Annotated in this window: 22 protein-coding genes; 3 read left to right on the top strand and 19 right to left on the bottom strand. The window is 43.5% G+C overall.

Annotated features, from left to right (window positions below):
- Positions 1 to 21: 21 nt before the first annotated feature.
- The 17 genes from fliD to KO537_RS04760 form a co-directional block, all read right to left on the bottom strand.
- On the bottom strand, positions 22 to 1392 hold the full coding sequence (gene fliD, locus KO537_RS04840; RefSeq protein ID WP_173243786.1) for a flagellar filament capping protein FliD: 1371 nt from the start codon (positions 1390 to 1392) through the stop codon (positions 22 to 24).
- 33 nt (positions 1393 to 1425) lie between these two features.
- Positions 1426 to 1803, bottom strand: coding sequence for a flagellar protein FlaG (locus KO537_RS04835; RefSeq protein WP_028761197.1), 378 nt, complete (start codon positions 1801 to 1803; stop codon positions 1426 to 1428).
- A gap of 140 nt (positions 1804 to 1943) precedes the next feature.
- Complete coding sequence (locus KO537_RS04830) at positions 1944 to 2762, bottom strand: flagellin (RefSeq protein ID WP_028761198.1); 819 nt, start codon at positions 2760 to 2762, stop codon at positions 1944 to 1946.
- Positions 2763 to 3015: 253 nt separating this feature from the next.
- Positions 3016 to 3837, bottom strand: coding sequence for a flagellin (locus tag KO537_RS04825; RefSeq protein WP_028761199.1), 822 nt, complete (start codon positions 3835 to 3837; stop codon positions 3016 to 3018).
- A 94-nt stretch (positions 3838 to 3931) separates the two neighbouring features.
- Positions 3932 to 5143, bottom strand: a complete 1212-nt coding sequence (gene flgL / locus KO537_RS04820; RefSeq protein WP_105251932.1) for a flagellar hook-associated protein FlgL — start codon at positions 5141 to 5143, stop codon at positions 3932 to 3934.
- Between the two features lie 11 nt (positions 5144 to 5154).
- Positions 5155 to 7080: a flagellar hook-associated protein FlgK gene (flgK, locus tag KO537_RS04815; protein ID WP_219233959.1), complete on the bottom strand. Its 1926-nt coding sequence runs from the start codon at positions 7078 to 7080 to the stop codon at positions 5155 to 5157.
- Between the two features lie 40 nt (positions 7081 to 7120).
- Positions 7121 to 8263, bottom strand: coding sequence for a flagellar assembly peptidoglycan hydrolase FlgJ (flgJ, locus tag KO537_RS04810; RefSeq protein WP_028761202.1), 1143 nt, complete (start codon positions 8261 to 8263; stop codon positions 7121 to 7123).
- 17 nt (positions 8264 to 8280) lie between these two features.
- Positions 8281 to 9372 carry a flagellar basal body P-ring protein FlgI gene (locus KO537_RS04805; RefSeq protein WP_028761203.1) on the bottom strand — a complete coding sequence of 364 codons (1092 nt, stop codon included), beginning with the start codon at positions 9370 to 9372 and terminating at the stop codon, positions 8281 to 8283.
- A gap of 11 nt (positions 9373 to 9383) precedes the next feature.
- Positions 9384 to 10058, bottom strand: a complete 675-nt coding sequence (flgH, locus tag KO537_RS04800; RefSeq protein WP_028761204.1) for a flagellar basal body L-ring protein FlgH — start codon at positions 10056 to 10058, stop codon at positions 9384 to 9386.
- Positions 10059 to 10069: 11 nt separating this feature from the next.
- A complete protein-coding gene (flgG, locus tag KO537_RS04795) occupies positions 10070 to 10858 on the bottom strand; it encodes a flagellar basal-body rod protein FlgG (RefSeq protein ID WP_028761205.1) in 789 nt (262 codons plus the stop codon).
- 10 nt (positions 10859 to 10868) lie between these two features.
- Entirely contained in the window at positions 10869 to 11612 is a 744-nt protein-coding gene (gene flgF / locus KO537_RS04790) for a flagellar basal-body rod protein FlgF (protein ID WP_173243780.1), read from the bottom strand.
- A gap of 173 nt (positions 11613 to 11785) precedes the next feature.
- The gene (gene flgE, locus KO537_RS04785; RefSeq protein ID WP_028761207.1) at positions 11786 to 13147 is read right to left on the bottom strand and encodes a flagellar hook protein FlgE; all 1362 of its coding nucleotides are present in this window, start codon (positions 13145 to 13147) and stop codon (positions 11786 to 11788) included.
- A gap of 82 nt (positions 13148 to 13229) precedes the next feature.
- Positions 13230 to 14000 carry a flagellar hook assembly protein FlgD gene (gene flgD, locus KO537_RS04780; RefSeq protein WP_028761208.1) on the bottom strand — a complete coding sequence of 257 codons (771 nt, stop codon included), beginning with the start codon at positions 13998 to 14000 and terminating at the stop codon, positions 13230 to 13232.
- Positions 14001 to 14024: 24 nt separating this feature from the next.
- On the bottom strand, positions 14025 to 14441 hold the full coding sequence (gene flgC / locus KO537_RS04775) for a flagellar basal body rod protein FlgC (protein WP_006085646.1): 417 nt from the start codon (positions 14439 to 14441) through the stop codon (positions 14025 to 14027).
- A gap of 2 nt (positions 14442 to 14443) precedes the next feature.
- Positions 14444 to 14845, bottom strand: coding sequence for a flagellar basal body rod protein FlgB (gene flgB, locus KO537_RS04770; protein WP_028761209.1), 402 nt, complete (start codon positions 14843 to 14845; stop codon positions 14444 to 14446).
- A gap of 143 nt (positions 14846 to 14988) precedes the next feature.
- Entirely contained in the window at positions 14989 to 15828 is an 840-nt protein-coding gene (locus tag KO537_RS04765; RefSeq protein WP_168824478.1) for a protein-glutamate O-methyltransferase CheR, read from the bottom strand.
- 100 nt (positions 15829 to 15928) lie between these two features.
- Entirely contained in the window at positions 15929 to 16849 is a 921-nt protein-coding gene (locus KO537_RS04760) for a chemotaxis protein CheV (protein WP_028761211.1), read from the bottom strand.
- A 205-nt stretch (positions 16850 to 17054) separates the two neighbouring features.
- Between KO537_RS04760 and flgA the strand changes: the two genes are divergently transcribed.
- From flgA to KO537_RS04745, 3 genes are all read left to right on the top strand, one after another.
- Entirely contained in the window at positions 17055 to 17762 is a 708-nt protein-coding gene (gene flgA, locus KO537_RS04755) for a flagellar basal body P-ring formation chaperone FlgA (RefSeq protein WP_219233958.1), read from the top strand.
- 75 nt (positions 17763 to 17837) lie between these two features.
- Complete coding sequence (flgM, locus tag KO537_RS04750; RefSeq protein ID WP_107948432.1) at positions 17838 to 18161, top strand: flagellar biosynthesis anti-sigma factor FlgM; 324 nt, start codon at positions 17838 to 17840, stop codon at positions 18159 to 18161.
- A 2-nt stretch (positions 18162 to 18163) separates the two neighbouring features.
- Positions 18164 to 18589 carry a flagellar protein FlgN gene (locus KO537_RS04745; protein ID WP_131523073.1) on the top strand — a complete coding sequence of 142 codons (426 nt, stop codon included), beginning with the start codon at positions 18164 to 18166 and terminating at the stop codon, positions 18587 to 18589.
- Between the two features lie 127 nt (positions 18590 to 18716).
- On the opposite strand, the gene KO537_RS04740 is transcribed toward KO537_RS04745, so the two are convergent.
- Positions 18717 to 19169 carry an LPP20 family lipoprotein gene (locus tag KO537_RS04740; protein ID WP_198572634.1) on the bottom strand — a complete coding sequence of 151 codons (453 nt, stop codon included), beginning with the start codon at positions 19167 to 19169 and terminating at the stop codon, positions 18717 to 18719.
- Positions 19166 to 19798 (bottom strand): FlgO family outer membrane protein, encoded by a 633-nt coding sequence (locus KO537_RS04735; RefSeq protein WP_028761216.1) that lies wholly within the window; start codon positions 19796 to 19798, stop codon positions 19166 to 19168. Before KO537_RS04735 ends, KO537_RS04740 begins: the two co-directional genes overlap by 4 nt.
- Positions 19799 to 20015 lie beyond the last annotated feature (217 nt).

Genomic DNA, 20015 nt, shown 5'->3' with positions numbered 1-20015 from the left:
CCTTACTCATTTATAATTTCACTATCGTTTTTTAACAGCTCCAGGAAGCGAATTCAAACGATCAACAAGACCACTGCTCTGCTGATTTAGTTTTCCAACGACAAGATCCATCGCATTAAATTGCTTCGTTAAACGGGCTGTTAGTTGATCCATTTTAAGCGTGAAAGCTTCTCTTCTATCTGTAAGCTGGCTTTGTTGATTAGTATATCCGGTTTGACGTGACGCAATTAATCCTCGAGACTTGACATAACTATCTGCAAGATCATTAAAGCGATTAGCAAGCCCTTTATCTGGTGTCGAGAATAATGCCTCAACACTGGCCATATCTTCAGAGATGACTTTATTAAGTTTAGTATCATCGACAGACAACTTACCATATCTATCTGTTTTTATACCAATATCATATAATGCTATCGAACTGCCGCTATCAGTTGGCACTCGTTCACTCGATATACTTCGGAGTTGCGATTCTATAGAACGGATCATAGAGTCGCCCTGTAATGCAGCTGCTGTTTTTTTCTCTTTATCATAAGACGACATTTTATCAACTGCAGTCGCTAAACTATTGTAGGCATCGACAAAAGCTTTCACATTTGTCTTTACTGCATCATCATCTTGTTCAATTTTTAACGTAGTCGTCTTAGAAACATCAGCATCAGTTAAGTTTAACGTCACCCCTGCAATAGCATTTTTAACTTCATTAGTTTGCGAGGTAACTTTCTGATTATCGATATAAACAACTGCATTTTTAGCATCTTGAAGCGTGGAGATATTACCAGCACCGAACATATCATTGAGTCCAGTTCCAGTCGTGTCATTAGCTGTAATACTAATTTGATTGTCTTCACCTGACTTATCTGAACTAAAAACCAATCGACTGCCTGCATCACTGGTAATAACGGTTGCAGTTACGCCCGCGTTATCTGGGGATTCATTAACTTTTTTAGCAATCGCAGCAAGTGAATCGGTAGCCGAAACATCAATGGAGAAATTCTTACCATTGATACCAAAATCAAGGCTCCCTTCACCTACAGGTAATCCAGGATCTGCAACGTTTTTTCCAGCAATTTTATGATTTACCGCAAGTTGCTCAACTTTAATACCATAGCTACCCGCTTGTGCGGTTTTGTCTGTTGTTGCTGACAAATAAGTTTGATTACTAACAGAAACCTTACGCAGATTGAGGGCATCGCCAGTTTGAAGTTTTTTTAAGGCATCTTGAAACGTAGACAACGCACTTTTTAAGGTTCCCATAGCAGAAACTTTTGCTTTGATGCTGTCTTCCGTTTTATTAAACATCGCTTCTTTCGGTGTTTTTTCGGCATCAACTAAAACTTGCACAATTTCACTAATTTTAAGGCCAGATCCCATGCCTGTTGCTGTTAATGCCATATAGACCTCTCAATCAAACGTACTTACAAATATTTATGCTTCTGTTTTCATCAAAAGCCCTGTGACTTCTGATAGTTTTTCTGCCAAGGCTAATGCTTCTTCACTCGGCATTTGTCTAATCACATCACCAGTATCTCGGTCAAGTACAGTCACAACAGCTTGTCCAGAGTTCTCATCAACCTTAAATGCTAAACCTTTACGCATCATAGACATCATATCAGACAACTCTGTGGCAACTTGAGCCAGCTTACTTGGATTCTGTTCATTTTTCGTTACATCTTGTTCCACAGCTTGTTCAATAGCCGTATTTCGCTTTAATTCAGCATCTGGAGCAGATGCTTTTAGCGGCGTTTGAGCTAAATCAACCTTACTGTGAAGCATAGAAGGTGAACTTGCTATATTGATATCCATAGCCATACCTCAGCAAATTTAGTAATAACTTTAAATGGTTACATTAAAATTACCCTATAAAACTACATTAACCTTTAAAGTGGCAAAGGGAGATCCGTCACCGAACCTCCCTTATCACTTTCTCACTATTCTGCTTTAAACTACAGCAGTGACAAGGCCACTTGAGGTAACTGGTTGGCTTGGGCCAACATTGCAGAACCCGTTTGTTGCAACACTTGGTTCTTGGTCATTTGTGATGTTTCTTTCGCAAAATCCACATCAACAATTCGGCTCTTCGCATCAGCAACGTTTGCTTGAGTATTAGCACTGTTACTGATGTTGTATGCTAGACGGTTTTGTTTAGCACCTAAGTTAGCACGCTGACTATCAATCGTTTTAATGGCAGCATCAATCGCAGCGAGTGCAGTTGAACGGCCAGCTGAACTTGCAACCGACAAACTATTAACAGATAACGCACCAGCATTCGTTGCTTTTACTGAAATCGTAATGTCTTCGCCTTCTTGGTGTCCGACTTGGAAGGTCTTACCTGCGGAGAAATCACCATTCAGTAATTTTGTGCTACCAAATGCAGTTGTATCACCGATTGCTGTAATTTCTAATGCCAGTTCATCAATTTCGCTTTGCAATGCTGTCAAATCATCAGTACTGTTAGAACCATTCTCTGCTTGTACTGTCAAATCACGCATACGTTGAAGCATGTTAGTCTGTTCTTGCATCGCACCTTCAGAAATCTGGGCGATTGAAATGGCATCGTTAGCATTGCGCATGCCAACATCAAGGCCACGCACTTGGCTGTTTAGTCGGTTAGATATCGCTAAACCAGCAGCGTCATCTTTGGCACTGTTAATACGCAGACCACTGGATAAACGTTCCATAGATGTGGCCAAACCGCCTGCGGAAGTATTTAAATTCTTTTGAGCTTTTAATGAAGTGACGTTTGTGTTTACTGTAATGGCCATGATCGTTTCCTCTTTATACCTGGCTTGTGAACTTGCCTGTCTACTTAAGCCAGGCGGGTCTTAGTGGTTACAGTATATTTAACGGCAGCATCTTTTTTAACTTTAGAGTTATTTTTTAAAATATCTTGATTTTAAAAAATAACTCTAATTATCATAAACATAAATATCAACTCCTATAAAACTTTGCCTACTTTTCTAGATAATTCTAGAACAAGTAGGCAAAAGTGCTTCATATAACATCACGCAAATAACATTAACCAAGAAGAGATAATGCAACTTGAGGTAACTGGTTAGCCTGTGCAAGCATTGCAGAACCCGTTTGTTGTAACACTTGGTTCTTAGTCATAACTGAAGTTTCCTTCGCAAAATCGACATCCACGATACGACTCTTAGCATCAGCAACGTTGGCTTGAGTATTAGCACTGTTACTAATGTTATAGGCCAAACGGTTTTGCTTCGCACCTAAATTGGCTCGTTGATTGTCAATTGTTTTAATGGCAGCATCAATATTCGCGAGTGCAGTTGAACGACCAGCAGAAGTCGCTACGGATAGCGAATTGACAGATAAACTTGCAGCATTGGTTGTCCCTACCGAAATAGTGACATCCTCAGCTTCTTGGTGCCCTACTTGGAAGGTTTTACCCGCAGAAAAGCCACCAGTCATTAATTTGGTGTTACCAAACGCCGTACTATCACCTATAGCAGTAATTTCCTCTGCTAATTGATCCATCTCTTTTTGCAATGCAGTTAAGTCATCAGTGCTATTCGCACCGTTTTCTGCTTGAACAGTCAAATCACGCATACGCTGCAACATATTGGTTTGCTCTTGCATCGCACCTTCGGCAATTTGAGCAATTGAAATCGCATCATTTGCGTTACGCATACCCACATCTAAACCGCGCACTTGGCTGTTCAAGCGGTTAGAAATGGCTAGACCAGCGGCGTCATCTTTCGCACTGTTAATGCGTAGACCACTGGATAAACGTTCCATTGAGGTCGCTAAACCGCTACTGGAAGTATTTAAATTCTTTTGTGCCTTCATTGAAGTCACGTTGGTATTTACTGTAATAGCCATGTTGAGTTCCTCTTCCTAGTTATACCGCCAAGGCTTGGAGCTTGGCTAAATTTTTAACAATTTATCTTACAGATGGATAGGTACTTGCTTTCTGTTAAATAAAGTCGAACAGGGAAACAGAACCCACCTTACTAAACACGCTAGAGACTGCGTTCAATGCAAGCTGTTGCTTTTCAAATTCCGTAATCGCTGATGCATAATCGAGATCTTCCAAGAGTGATAGCGCTGATGAGTTCACCACTTTCTCCTCGGTATGAGTCTCTTTGTAACTTTCGACAACTTTCAGATTATTCCCCGCCACACTTCTGGCAGAACTAATTTGATTGACGCCACTATCGATGTTATTCAATATCTGTGCCAACTGAGCTCGACCTTGGGGAGTGTTGGCAGAATTAGGGTCTTCAATTAATGCAATCGCACTGCTGATCGTATCGAAAATACTGACTTCGGCCTGCGGCTCCATGGTGAAAGTATCGCCAGCGCTGGGTTTTCCATCAATTTTAACTTCTATACCATTAAAACTAACGGGATTAGTGGCATCGAAGTTAACTACGTTTGCGACGGGATTACTTGCAGAATCGAGCACTTGCAAGTTAGTACCGCCGGCGCCATTATCAGTGAAGTTAAATGTATATGTATCAGCAACATAAGTTGCAGCATCAGCAATTTTTGCTGTTTTAACGCTAAACTCCCCCTGCTGGCTGGCCAAATAATTGACGCTATAATCACCAAGTCCATTGGGTGCTTTCATAAACGCGCTATCGCCAGGGATGTTTGTCCCCATGGCAACACCCGTTTGTACTAAACTATTTTTGACGCCAGAGTCGCCGCTATACACTATTTTAGGCGGCGTCGAGTTATCAAAAGCAAAAGGTTCTTTATCGGTACTGAAACCAGAGAACATATAATTGCCAGATTCATCCTTACTATTGGCAATAGAGAGCAATTCTTCTAAGCTGCCTTTCATCTCTTCGGCAATCATTTGCCGCTCAGTTCCTGATAGTGTGCCGTTTATCGCTCGCATAACTTGCTCACGCATAGAGCCAGTTAAATCTTCAGCACTACCGAGTTTACTTTCTGCCACAGCAAGACGATTTGTCGCATAGTCAATATTTTTCATAAACTGATCGACTAGCGCATTTTTCTGATTCAGATTATCAATACCCTGTGACGCCACAGGATCATCACCAGCAGTATTGACTTTCTTACCACTGCTCAATTGGTCAAGAATTTTGCTGGTCGCCGTTTGCTTTTGCAGCACACTGGTAATGCTTTGATTAAAAATCTGCGCGGATGATAATCGCATAGTTAAATCTCCTAACGCACTGAGGATAATAAGGTGTCAAAAATCTGCTGTGCAGTCGTCATGATCCGCGCAGAGGCTTGATAGGCTTGCTGAAAACGCATTAAATTTGCCGCTTCTTCATCTAAGTTCACGCCCGACTCACTCTCAACTCGCGCATAAGCTTGTTGATACACGGCCTCTGCCGAACCAACACGCACTTCAGCCGCTTTCGTTTTACTGCCTACCTCGAGCTTAGTGTTCTCGAACACATCAGCTAGGGTCGACTTTTCCCCATTCATCACCTTACTTTCGCTCAACTTAGCCATAGCGACAGCATTAGAGTTATCCCCCTCTGCGAAGGATAAATCGAAGGTAAATCTGTCATTGCCTGCAGCCGCTTTGCTGTCAACTTCAAAGGTAAAACCAAAAGCGCTAATACTCGGAGGCGTATAAGGGGCTGCAGCCCCAAGGGATGTTCCCGCGGCGTCGAATGCTTCATAGGTTGGAGGCACAACTGTGGTATCGAGCTTTATCGTCAACTCACTGCCCGTTACAGGGAAATTTGCGGCATTACGATTGCTAATTTGAGTCAACTTCACTTGGGTATTGCCCGAGTTAGCGGCATCTGCAGTAATCTTTGGTGATGCGGTGGCAATGCCTTTAGGGTCTTTCATGACCACTTCAATGCCATTTGAAGCACCTGCTGTCGGGCGAATGGCAAAACGATCGCCAGACGCCATAGCGCCCGCTTTTATATCAATTGAAAATCCAGATCCACCCGATAAAGTCGAGCCAGTTAACGTCAGTGGCGTAATTGCCCCCGTTTTCGAATCTCTCAGCTCATAAGTTGCAGGCGCGGTAAATGACAGTTCGTAGGCACCACCAGTTAATAAACTGGTGTCATCTATGGTGACGCCTAACGTTGCATTACCTGTATTACCAGAAAAACCTGCTGCACGGCCCAAAGACATCATAGGATCGTTGATATCTTTGAAGATATTGGCACCAACTTGCCCATTGAGGTCAATACCTTGTGCTTGCATTTTATTGAAGTTATCAGCCACGCCCAAGGCTAATTGATCGAGCTCATGACCCGCGGGAATTAACGTTTGATCACGATAATCAAAAATGGCCCCTAACTGACCGCCAAGTTTACTCGGATCAACAGTGACACTTTGCGAACCAATACTTGAAGTCAATTGGAGCTCATTCGGAAATGGATCACCCGCTTGGATTCCCATCGTCATAGCAATTTCACCAGAAACCAACATCACTGAGCCACCGAGCATTACGCTCTTAGCACCATTTTCTAATGGAATAACATTCACTTGAGCGTACTGGCTTAACTCTTGAACAAGTGCATCTTGCTTATCAAGCAACTGCGCATCCTGATTCGGCGACTTCATTAACTCTAGGTTTAAATTTGCCAGTTCTGTACTGATCTCATTGATACGCTTAGTCATACCAGTGATCTGGTCATTGGTCTGATTAAGCTGGCCATTCAAATACGACTGCATCTGATTAAGACTGCTGGCAACTTGCTGTGCGTTTGTTAGGGTCGAACTCCGAATACCCAAATCTGCAGGCAAATCAGCCACACTATTCAGCCCCGAAAACAGGTCATTCAAGCTTTGTGGCACAACTTTACCTACCTGTGAAAACAGCTGATCTAGCTCACTCAATTTACCGTAGCTGGCTTCGGCGGCACTTAACGTTGTTTGGCCAATGCGTAACTCTCTTGCGGCATAGTCATTGTAGATACGCTTAACGTCATTAACGTAAGTTCCTGTGCCATAAAAACTACTACCAAAACGCTGCGATTCAAGAGTCGACTGGGTTGCCACTTGTCTGTGGTAACCAGCGGTATTGGCGTTAGCTATGTTATTACTGGTAACACCCAGTTGCGACTGGGAGGCAAGCACCCCAGTTCGCGCTATATTCAGTAGATCAACGGCCATTAGTTGACACTCCTATGAACAAACAGGGTTGTAAGATTCATCATTTGTCTTCTCCTGGCAGAATTGATTTCAGTTCTTCACTGATCGACTGCATCACTTTAATCACTTTTTCAGCGTATCGAGGATCAGTGGCATAACCCGCATCCTGCAAAGCTCGGATGAATTGGGTAGGGGAAGCGGCCACTTTTTTCGCATCTTGATAACGTTCACCTTCGGCAATGAAGGACACAAAATCGTTAAAGCTATGCTCGAAATCACTATAAACTCGGAAGTCAGCTTTTTGCTGAACAGCAACACCGTGCTCAAATTCTAGGGTACTGACGTTAGCCTTATCGCCTAACCAACGACGATCAGCTTTAATGTTGAATAGATTATGACTCGGCGCACCGTTATTGCCGCGGACGATTTTTTGTCCCCAGCCAGTTTCCAGTGCTGATTGCGCCAATAATACTTCTGGTTGGGTACCTAATGTTTTTGCGGCTTTTTCAGCATGTGGATATAAGGTCGCTAAAAATTCTTCTCGACTACCAAACCTGACAATCTTTTGGGTTTCCCTAAATGCTGCCGTCGGCAAAACTTGGCCGCTAATCACAGGTTCTACCACTGAAAGTGATTGTTCACTCCAGCTCGGCTTAGGCGTATCGATAGCCAGTGAACGATTAGGCGCATCAATGTCCATTGATGAATTGGCATCTTCAGCTCTATCCGGTTCAAATACAGGCCGAGCGATAGCAGCCGGCACACCATGATTTACAACTGTGGGTTCAACCACAGGAGCGGCTGAACTCTGCATAGGCACATTAAGCGCTTTATCGTCGTGGAGCATTTTCATGCCACCATCGTCACGCAATACCGATGCAGGCGTGAAATGACTTGTTTCGGGAGAGAGTTGCTGCACCATCATATCGGCAAGGCCCAATACACCTTTGTCAGATAAATCGACCGATAGCTGCTGATCGCGCATCTGCTCGTAAAACTGAGTGTATTGGCTATTGAGTGGACTATCAGACTGAAAAACCGCATTGGCATCGCGCATACTTTTCATCAGCATTTGCACGAAAATACCTTCAAATTGTTGGGCAACCTTTTTCAAGGCGCCCTTCTCATCTTTCTGAGCCTGGGCGCGGAGTGAATCTAGCCCGCCCAGGTCAAGAAAATGTGATGAACTTGAAAGCTTTTCCATGATTTTCCCGACAGAAATTAGATGATGATAAGTTCACCATGCAAAGCTCCTGCCACTTTTAATGCTTCAAGTATTGCTAACACATCTGAAGGGGCTGCACCGACTAAGTTAACCGCTCTAACCAGCTCATCCAGCGTAGTGCCTGGATTAAACATAAACATACGGCGGTCACTTTCTGTCGCTGTGATCGTACTATTACTCGTGACGGTTGTTTGACCATTTGCCAACGCGTTAGGCTGCGAAACCTGTGTCGCCTCCGCAATCGTGACAGTCATGCCGCCATGGGTAATCGCCGCAGGGAGTAAGCGTACGTTTTGCCCAACCACTATGGTTCCAGTACGTGAATTAACGATCACTTTGGCAGATTCCTCTGCGGGAACAACATCAAGGTTTTCAAGCGTTGCTAAAAAGGAGACCCGTTGTGATACATCACGTGGAGCCGTTACCTGAACAGACGTCGCATCTAAAGGACGCGCCATATCTGGACCTAATAGATCATTGATCGCATCAGCCATGCGCTGCGCAGTAGAGAAATCCGAACGACGTAGGTTAAACGTCAAATAATCGCCAGTTGAAAATGGGGTTGCTACACTACGCTCAACAATCGCGCCATTCGGTATACGACCAACAGTTGGCGTATTTTGAATCACCTTTGAACCATCTAAACCATCGGCACTAAAACCACTCACCACTAAACTACCTTGGGCAATCGCATACACATTACCGTCTACCCCTTTCAAAAAGGTCTGTAATAAGGTGCCACCGCGTAAGCTTTTGGCTTCACCTAAGCTAGATACCGTCACGTCAAGATCTTGACCAGGTTTGATAAAGGCGGGCATATCCGCGTGTACGGCTACCACTGCAACGTTTTTAATTTTTGGTTTGACGTTGTCAGGAAGATTAATCCCAAAGTTTTTGAGCATAGTCATAAAGGTCTGCTCGGTATAACTGGTTTTTTCCCCCGTTCCCGGCAAACCGACCACTAAGCCATAACCAATCAACTGGTTACTACGCACACCTTGCACATTGGCAATATCTTTAATTCGTTCAGCCTGACTAGGTAGAGAAAACACTAGCATGGCAACGGCTAACACCAGTTTATATTTCATGATACGACTCCTTAGAAGGGCCACCAGTCGCTCATAAAGAACTGGCTTAACCAGCCCACTTTTTGAGCATCTGCGAAAGTGCCTGTGCCACTGTATTGGATACGGGCATTAGCCATTCGCGTTGAATCGACAGTGTTATCGGGTTTAATGTCCTGCGAGCGAACGAGACCAGTGACACGAATAAACTCATCACCATTATTAATTGAAATCCATTTTTCGCCACGGATCACTAAGCTGCCGTTGTTTAGCACTTGCATCACGTTTGCCGAGATGCTGCCATCTAGACTATTGCTCTGATCCGCATCCGATTCACGCTTAGTGTTCATGCTATCTTTGTAACGCAAATCAATTGGCACTCCGCCAATGGACACATTACTACCACCTGCAAAGATGGGATCTAAGCTCATGTCTGAACCTTTTTTGATCTGATTGCCTGCACTCTTCTTAGCTTGAGTCGATTCCTTCAATACGATAGTGATAATGTCACCGACTTTGTGGGCGCGTATATCCGAATACAAGCTAGATGCTTGGCTGTCTTGATAAATAGAGCCAGTTGCGGCAATTTTTGTCGGCGGTGCCTCTGGGTATACCGGCGCGTAAAAGGGATCATCCGCAAGGGGTTTCTTTTGCGTCGAGCTACAAGCTGCAAGCAATAACGCGACGGCCAACACAAGATATCTAGCCATGATGTTTGCCTCTATAAATTCTGAGTCACATAAGACAGCATCTGATCTACCGCTGAAATCACTTTTGAGTTCATCTCGTAAATGCGCTGACTTTCGATAAGGTTCACCAGTTCCTCGGTCACGTTCACGTTAGAGGTTTCTAAGGCGCCTTGACGAATAGCACCCATACCATCTAACGAAGCGGTACCTTGAATTGGTGTGCCGCTCGCACCGGTTTCCGTATATAAGTTTTGTCCCATAGGATCTAGACCCGATGGATTAATAAAATCCGTCATAGTCAACTGACCCACGACTTGGTTCTCAGCGGTACCCGGCGTTTTTACTGAAACTTCACCCTCTGCTGAAACGGTAATACTGGTCGCATTATCAGGAATAGTGATCGCGGGTTGTAGCAAATAGCCAGAACCTGGCGTCACAATCTGACCCGTATCGTCTAGGGTAAACTGACCATTTCGAGTATAAGCAGTGGTTCCATCAGGGAGCTGGATTTCAAAAAATCCAGGACCTTCAATCATAAGATCCAGCGAGTTATCCGTCGTCAGCATGTTACCCTGAGTAAACATTTTTTGAGTGGCGACGACTTTCGTACCCGCACCTATGTTTAATCCGTTGGGTAGCTTAGTGTTAGATGCACTAACACCACCTGCTTGGTTAACTGTTTGATAGAGTAAATCTTCAAATACTGCGCGGCTTTTTTTGTAGCCCACAGTGCTAGCGTTCGCTACGTTGTTTGAAATCACTGAAATATCAGTTTGCTGTGCGTCTAAGCCAGTTTTACTAATCCATAACGCCGGATGCATAATCTATCTCCTAACTAATACGCATTAATGAAGATGAAGCGCGATCATTCTCTTCCGCGGTTTTCATCATCTTGACTTGCAATTCAAACTGGCGCTGAAGATCAATCAAAGACACCATTTCATCAACAGGGTTAACGTTACTGCCCTCTACGGCACCACTTTCAACTGCGACGAAAGGGTCAGCTGGTGCTGGTTCGCCTGACATTTGTCGAAATAATCCATCTTCACCACGCATCATCTGCGTATTGCCGGGATTAACTAACTTCAATCTAGCCACTTCTTCTATCACTTCAGCAGTCGCCCCCTGAGGGCGAACAGACACTATGCCATCCTGTGAAATTGACACTTTATCAATAGGTAATGGCAGCACTATCGGGCCAGCGTCCCCCATCACGGGATTGCCTCTGTCGTTATACAACATGCCCGTCGCATCGAAACTGAGACTACCTGAACGGGTATAAGCTTCACTGCCATCTTTCGCCTGAACGGCAAACCAGCCATCGCCTTTAATGGCAACATCGAGATCCCGTCCAGTGGTTTTTATCGGACCAGAGCGAAAATTAGCTGACGGAGATTCTGTCATCGCAAACACCCTTGAAGGCAACCCTTCACCGAAGGCTTGCATCGATCTGGCCTGCGCCATATCTGATTTAAAACCATCGGTATTAGCATTGGCTAAGTTGTTCGCACGGAGTGCCAGCTCATTCATATTTTGCTTAGCGCCACTCATGGCGACATAAAGGAATTTGTCCACAGACTGCTCCGTCAAATTTTCTACATGACAATATCCAAGCAAGCATCATGCCAACAAAAAATAACGTTTAATTTACTGATAGAATTGAAAAATATGAAAATGAAGTGATTTGACGGCAGGATAAAGGCTAAGTGTTGCCACTGGCGGCAACACTTAGTTAAATAAAGTAATGATTAGCGGATTTGTAATACGGTTTGTTGCAGCGTGTTATTCACTTCAAGCGTACGAGAGTTCGCTTGGAAGTTACGCTGCGCCGAAATTAAATCGACCAGTTCAGTCGTTAAATCGATGTTCGATTGCTCTAACGCCGATGAACTGATGCTACCAAAAGTTCCACTATTTGCCTCACCCGCTAACGCTGGACCTGAAGCTAAACTGGCTTTCCACGACGTATTACCCACTTGCGTTAAACCTTGTTCGTTAGCAAAACGAACTAAAGCAACCCGTGCTAAAGGCACGGTTGAACCATTAGAATAACTCGCGGTCACTAAACCATCTTCGCCGATTTCAACGTTAGTTAAGCGACCTACAGTCGTACCATCTTGCGTCAACTCAGTTGCACCAAAAGGAGCAGCATATTGCGTTGGGGCATTAAACTTCACAGTCAACTCTTGAGTACCATCGGCACCAGGCCCTAAAACACCCGCACCACTGACGCCCAAAGCCTCAGTCTTGACTATAGCAGGATCACTACCAGTGTAGACACCAACAGAATTGAACTTGAGTACAGAGCCTTTCCAACCACCAGCAGTTTGAGCCGTGCCCGTTGCATCAGGTGTACCATCGCCGGTGGTATCTGTTTGATAAGTACCAGCAGGACCGGCTAGATCGACTTGTTTTCCATCAACAGCATAGTAAGCCACCCAATTGTTCTCACCATTGTACGAACCATCTTTGGGCTTAACAAAATAAGTGGTCATAATATGTGGCTCACCGAGTGAGTCATAAATTGTCATTGATGTAACGTTATTGTAGGTTTTTGCATCTAGAGGATCGAATGCCGCAGGGTCGAGTGCACTTTCCTTAGCATTTAAGTTCATTTGTAAAGTAACATTCTCAGTCTTTACAGGGCTACCCGCAGTGTCTGGTATTTGTACCGGCTTAGCCGTCGTTAAACTCACTGATGTTGAGTTCCCATCTTTATCCACTGGGAAAGTTTGCAAATAATTACCAGCAGAATCAACCATGTAATTATTTTTATCGACCTTAAATGCTCCTGCACGGGTAAACGAGTGGTCTAATGTACCCAGTTCAGAGGCAGTAACGAAAAAGCCACCACCTTTAATCGCCATATCAAGGGAGTTATTCGTCAACTGTAAACTACCTTGATGGAATTGCTGTGCCACTTGACTCGTAGCAACACCACCACCGACAGCAGTTTTAGCATTTGAAAAAATAGAATTAGCGTAAACATCCGCAAATTCAGCACGGGATTCTTTAAAGCCAATGGTGTTCGCATTAGCAATGTTATTCGCCGTAGTGTTTAAATCTTTCTGCGCAGCAGAAATGCCACTCAATGCAATGTTAAACGACATAATTCACCTCTACACTTGACTCAATTCATTTATGAGCGACTTGCGCCCAATTCGGATGCTGCAAAAATTCTTTTATGCAAACTTAGGTTTCAGACACAGCTAACACATCGGTTAACTTGATGCCCATACCGCCTCTCAAGTTAAGAATCGCGCCAGTACTGGCCGTACCGAGAGAAACGCTGGTCACATGAGCATAGGTCGAGACTGGCAATTCTTGGGATTTTCCATCCACTAAACCACTCGCCTTGATCGTATAGTTACCTGCGGTTACAGGGTTTCCATCTTTATCGAGGCCATCCCAGTTAACATCGACATTGCCCCCCTTACTGCCATCAACTTTAAAGGTGGTCACAACTTGGCCTTTCTCATCCTCAACACGTACAGTAACTTCAGGAATTTTAGCTGGCGTGCTAATCACACCTTTTATTGTTGGGCTTTCAGCTGAAATGTTACCTGTATCAGTTGGGATCAACACCTTGCGACCAACAAGTCCTGATGCCTGTAATGCTTGGCTTGATGTCATAACACCGTTTAAATTAACGATTTCTTTATTCAACTTACTAATACCATCAACCGTCGAGAATGATGCCATCTGCGCAATCATTTGGTCGTTGTCGACGGGCTTAAAGGGATCTTGCATCGATAACTGTTGGCTTAATAACGAGAAAAAGTCATCTTGAGTTAACTGCTGGCTTTTTGCTTCCGGTACTATTGACTCTTTTGGCAAACGTATGCCATCAAGAAACGGATTACCCGTTGAGCTGGTTGATGAATTCGTCGTAACGGCATTTGGCTGACTCTTATTTTGAGCCGTCTGCGCCGACGCTTGGTTAATTTGATTAATGAGGCTCACAGCTTACCTCCTAAGTAACACATGTTATTTACCCATCCCAAGTGTTTGTTGCAGCATAGACTTAGCTGCTTCAGCGACTTGAACATTCATTTGATATGAGCGCGAAGCAGAAATCATATCTGCCATTTCTTCCATGACATTAACATTCGGTTTATAAATAAAGCCGTCCGCATCCGCCATTGGATGATCGGGCGAATATTCTTTCAGTAGTGGTTTATCACTTTCTACAATGCCTTTTACCGCAACGCCTTGAGAAGCTTGTTGCTGACTTTGGGCTTTAGCCATTTCGGCTTCAAAAATGGGATGACGGGAACGATAGGTCTTATCTACACTACTTGAAACGGAATCCGCGTTGGCTATGTTGCTCGCGGTGGTATTTAGCCTGACCGATTGAGCAGACATTCCCGAGCCAGCAACATCAAATATGCTAAATAAACTCATGATTAATCCCCTCTCAACGCTTTCTTCATGCCACTAAACTTACTGTCTAAAAAACCTAGCGACATTTGATATTCAAGTGCATTTTGCATGAATGCCGATTGTTCCTGTTGGATATCAACAGTATTACCATCACCGGTATCGGGTTGATTTGGCACACGGAACTTAACAAATTGCCCAGTCAACTCCGCAAGCCCAAAATGCTTATCTGGCTCTTGCATTTCAAGACTATTTCGCTGCTGTTGGCCTCGAGCGGCCTGCATTGCCGCAGAAAAATCAACATCGCGGGCTTTGTAATGTGGCGTATCTGCGTTAGCGATATTGCTTGAAATGACTTCAGCCCGCTGCGCTCTAATACCGAGAGTGTATTGATGCACACCCAGTGCATTATCAAAATTGATCGCCATAAAATTGCCTCCTCGTGTTCTCACGAAAATAAAGCAATTCATGTGCCAACATCAGGAAAATTTTGAGAATAACAATAAGGATGAGCAAGTGATGGGTAAAAAATTACCGACAATTGTCGGTAATTTTCTTTAGAGCGGCTGAGTTAAGTCTTTTTCTGGTAATAAATGCCAGGGTTACAACGAACCATATCAAACTCGTCCGTTAAACCAGCGATAGATTCTGATGCACCGAGAAATAAAATCCCTTTGGGATTGAGAGCGGCAGCGAATTGCCGCAAAATTTTTGCCTTTGCCTCTGGTGCAAAATAAATCAGCACATTGCGGCAAAAGATAATGTCGAACTTGCCAAGCAGACTATAACTCTCAAGCAAATTATGCGCTCTAAAGTTCACCAACCGCTTCACATTATCCTTTAACTTCATATTACCTGAAGGTAATGCATCAAAAAACTGACGCTTACGTTCTTCAGATAAACCACGCGCTAATGCCAAACTATCGTACTCGGCATTTTTGCAGCGTTCCAACATCGAAGGAGATAGATCCGTTGCTTGAATCGAAGCACTACCAGCCAAGGCACCAGGCTTCTTCTGTTGATACTCAAGAATAGTCATAGCCAATGAGTATGGTTCTTGGCCAGACGAGCAAGCCGCAGACCAAATTTTGAGCGGACGCCCCAGACGACTGTATTCAGGTAGTAGGACATTATTCAACAACTCAAATGGATAACGATCACGGAACCAAAGGGTTTCATTGGTCGTCATAGCATCGATCACTTCAGCTCTGAGCGCACGCTCAGTAGGCTTCATCGAATGCTTAACCACATCAGATAAGGATGGCAGGTTATATTTGCCCATCAAAGGAGCAAGACGACTGCGCACAAGATATTGCTTATTTTCACCCAGTACGATGCCGCTGTGTTGCTCTAAGAACAACCTAAATTGATTATATTCAGCCTCAGCGAGTGATTTATTTGGCACATTCACATCCTAAATCCTATAGCAAGCACCAAAATCAGTGCGAAACCATCATGTTATAAAGTCGAGATTATAGCGTAAAGCGTATCTAGGTACTAACCTACAGCAATTACAAACTTAAATGCTTATTCACAGCAGCAGCCAGTTCGTCGGGATTAAACTTAGCGATAAAGTCATTAGCCCCCACTTTTTGAACCATTGCCTGATTGAATACACCACTTAACGAAGTATGCAGTACCACTTTAATATGCTTAAGCTTAGGATCATCTCGGATTTCAGCGGTCAGGGTGTAGCCATCCATTTCAGGCATCTCAATATCAGAGATGATGAGGGGGATCTCATCGGCCACATTATCCATCTCTTTGGCGATCTCTTTAAGCTTGTCTAATGCTTCGCGACCATCTTTTGCGGTATCAATTTGTAAATTCAATGACTCGAGTGAACGAATAATTTGTTTACGCGCCACGGCAGAATCATCAATAACCATAATATGATAATGCTGAGTTCTGTCGAGGGTCAGTTTTTCATTGGCTTCTTCACTGATAGCCGTTTTAACCGGTGAAATCTCATCTAAGATTTTTTCCACATCGAGAATTTCAACTAATTCACCTTCAATTTCAGTCACCGCTGTCAGATAGGAATAACGGCCAGCACCTTGCGGCGGAGGCATAATCGCTTCCCAATTCATGTTGATGATCCGCTCAACAGAACTGACCAAGAAGCCTTGAACACTACGGTTATATTCAGAAATAATGATGAAACAGTTTTCAGTGCTCGCTAAAGGTTTTCCCCCTGTTGCCGCACTCAAATCAATCACTGAAATGGTTGTTCCACGAATATGAGCAACACCCTTCACATAAGGATTAAGTTTAGGCAAAGTGGTCAGTGGTGGACACTGCAGTACTTCTTTCACCTTAAACACGTTAATCCCAAACCGTTGACGACCGTTTAATTTAAAAAGCAGCAATTCTAAACGGTTTTGTCCAACGAGCTGGGTTCGTTTGTTGACTGAATCAAGAATACTCGACATAACTCTGCCTTGTTGTTCTGTTTATGTTCGGCCCTATAACTCAGTTGAGTATAGGCATATTAATTGCTTACGTCTTATCTATCGATAAACATAGTCGAAACTGAGTCAATCTTCTGACAGTGATGCAAATTATTATTACAGTGGTCAGCTTCGAACTTAATAAAAGTATAGGTGCATTCTGGCGTTACAAGCTAGTCTCTTCATTATGAAAGTAAATTTAGTCTGTTTTTTTAGTCTTTTCCCCCTCTTCATGCCCGCTTTAGCGAGTGCAGAGCCTATTGTCCCCACCGTATCGGCAATCTCAGAATTAGCTAAAGCGCTTATTTCAGAAAAAATATCCGTTCCAGAAAATGCCAAAGTAAATATTTCGCCACAGATGGTTGACGCAAGAATGCTGCCGTCACAATGTTCATCTCCAATGAAAGTAGAACTGGCTAGCGATAGGGAAATTAGCCGTAATAACACCTTAAAAGTCAGCTGCGATACACAAGACTTAGCTTACCCTTGGCAAATCTATATCTCGGTTCGGGTGGATATCTTATTCCCCGTTGTTGTCTCAACCGAAATCTTAGCACCAGGCGAACTCATCTCTCCTAGTCAAGTAGAAGTCCGTTACATTGAACAAAATAGCTTGAGAGGTGCCGAATTCGATGACCCGAGTAAATTGGCTGGCGTGCGAGTAAAACGACGAGTAGCAAAAGATAATCCCATATTAAGCAACAACTTATGCTTCGTTTGTAAAAATGATTCGGTATCTATCTACGTTCGTTCTGGCTCATTCGAGCTCAAAACAGTGGGCGAAGCCCTACAAGATGGCAATAAAGGTGATCGGATCAGAGTCAAAAATAGCAGTTCAAACAAAGAACTAGATGCTATAGTCACAGGCATTGGCGAAGTTGAAGTAAGAATGTAAAATAATCTAAAGCTTTTTTGTAAGCTGCCGATACCCCAGTTAAGAAATCCCGTACACACGACGCTGGAGCCTAAAATGGCAATTGATATTAGCAAACTCAACACTGCAACGACTGCGCAAGTTCGTTCAGGCGCAACGAAAACGAGCAGCGATCAATCTGCTCAAGTTGCTACAAAATCGACAACACCACAAAGAAGCGACTCAGTGGTCATTACGGCCCAGGCACAACAACTTCAAGGAGCTCAGACTAAAATGGCTAGCCTTCCTGAAGTTGATCAAAAGAAAGTAGCCGAAATCAAACAAGCTATTGCCGAAGGTCGCTATAAAATTGACCCTGAAAAGTTGGCTGCCAATATTGCAAGTTTTGAAGCCGAACTTAATGACTTAAATAAAGAGTAACTATGACTGAAATAGCTAAACTGGTAGATCTACAACACGCCCATTTGGCTGTTCTTAAGCAAATCATACTCAAGGAAAAAGGCGCTTTGGTTGACCAAAACGCCGATTTACTGCTTTCCCTTGCTAACGAAAAATCGCAATGTCTGAAAGAACTAAAGACTAATGATGATATTCTGGCAAAACACAGTGATAAATCGCTACTCACTCAGCAAGTCGAACTCGTGCATAAAATGGCCGAGATCAAAGACGCATTGACTGAATGCAAAGAATTAAACGAACAAAATGCCAGTTTAATTGAGATGAATTTAGCGAGTTTAAATCGCTTTGCTCAAGCTTTACAAGCCAGCAGAAACGCCTCCAGCCTCACCTATAACGATAAAGGCAAGACCTCGACTATCTCAAGTTTAGGCAATGATTTAAAGGCCTAACAAGCACATCACTCCCACTTAGCATTCTATTTTCTAAGCTCTGATGAGATATTAATGTCTTGTACAAAAAGAAAAGCCGCGTAAATACGCGGCTCAATACATGCTGTTGAACATACTCTCAAAAACGCTAGAAATACGTCACTTCCTTCACTCGTTGTGGACGGTTCTGTTGTTGATAAAGCGCCCAAACCTGTGAAAAATCAAGTTCTAACTCAGTCACATAATGCTCGCCTGCTGGATAACTCTTAACGACTCGTGCGCCGCGGATCACGCCAGAAACTGACGCTTTGACATTATCGTCCGTCAACATCCAATCACTAACACTGCTGTTTGCCGTTATTTTCTGCCCATAAACTTGTTCCGCTAATTCACGATAAGCTACAATTTTTGATGCCTGCATAGCCATCAACACTCTTTGTGATTGCTCTTTAGCCGGTTGAGTCGCTAAGGGCGCATATCCTATAGCCGTTAACTTAGGAAAACTCGGCGGCGGCACATCTTCCCATTGCACATATCTATCTTTAGCAGCGCAGCCAGTTAGCATTAGCCCCGTGATAAGTAATAAAAGGTAGTGTTTCATTTTCCATCTCCTAAGACACGTACTTCATTCATGCCCGGACTCGCCTGACGATATAAGATGCCATTTTGTGACACAATTTGCTCCGAAGGCTGCATGTAGTTTGCCAACTCTTTTTGAGTCACAAAAGTTTGAGATGCCGATACCACGCGATTGTTACTAATGTTCACAATCCGAGTATTGATCGCCATACCATTGGTTACTACGCTCATAGTCGAAACGACAAGATGTTCAACAGGAAGATCTTTCGACAATTTTTGCCAATCTCTCGTCAAAATAAAATCCCCGTCAGATGTGACTCTCAAGCCATCAGCTAAGTTTAAATCCACCACATTAAACTGAAAGCTATGGAGCGACGTCATTAACCCTTGCTGTAACTGTTGCGCTAACGCATTAGTGCCATTCAAATCGCCCACTAATACTGGTGTTGCAACTACGATAGGTTGATCAGAACGCAAAGCATCATTTTGCTTAACGAGCTCAGTCACTATTCGCTGTGCTAAATGGTTAATCACTGCCGTTGGCGGCAACCCATTGCCATCCACTAAACTCGGTTTGGGCGGCGTAACCGGTTTAGCTACACATCCACCTAACATTATCAATGTTAAGGGAATAATCACACGCTTTAGCATTGGATTTACCTCATCTATGGGTGCATTGGCAGTCAAGTGACTCACTTTCTAAGCTTCAAATTTTTAATGAGTAACAAAAACAGCAATCTTCGGACCAATATTAACCTCAGTCCGACAATATTCTTCTATTACACAGTATATCGACTGTAACAATGGAAACTTTATCAAAAGTTCTCATACTCAGGCACGAAATTTGCTTTATTGTCGTATTAGATTA

The sequence above is a fragment of the Shewanella sp. NKUCC01_JLK genome, assembly GCF_019345615.1.
GTDB lineage: Bacteria > Pseudomonadota > Gammaproteobacteria > Enterobacterales > Shewanellaceae > Shewanella > Shewanella oncorhynchi.
Note: the sequence above shows the minus strand (reverse complement) of the source record. Positions and strands in the feature narration are given on the sequence as shown.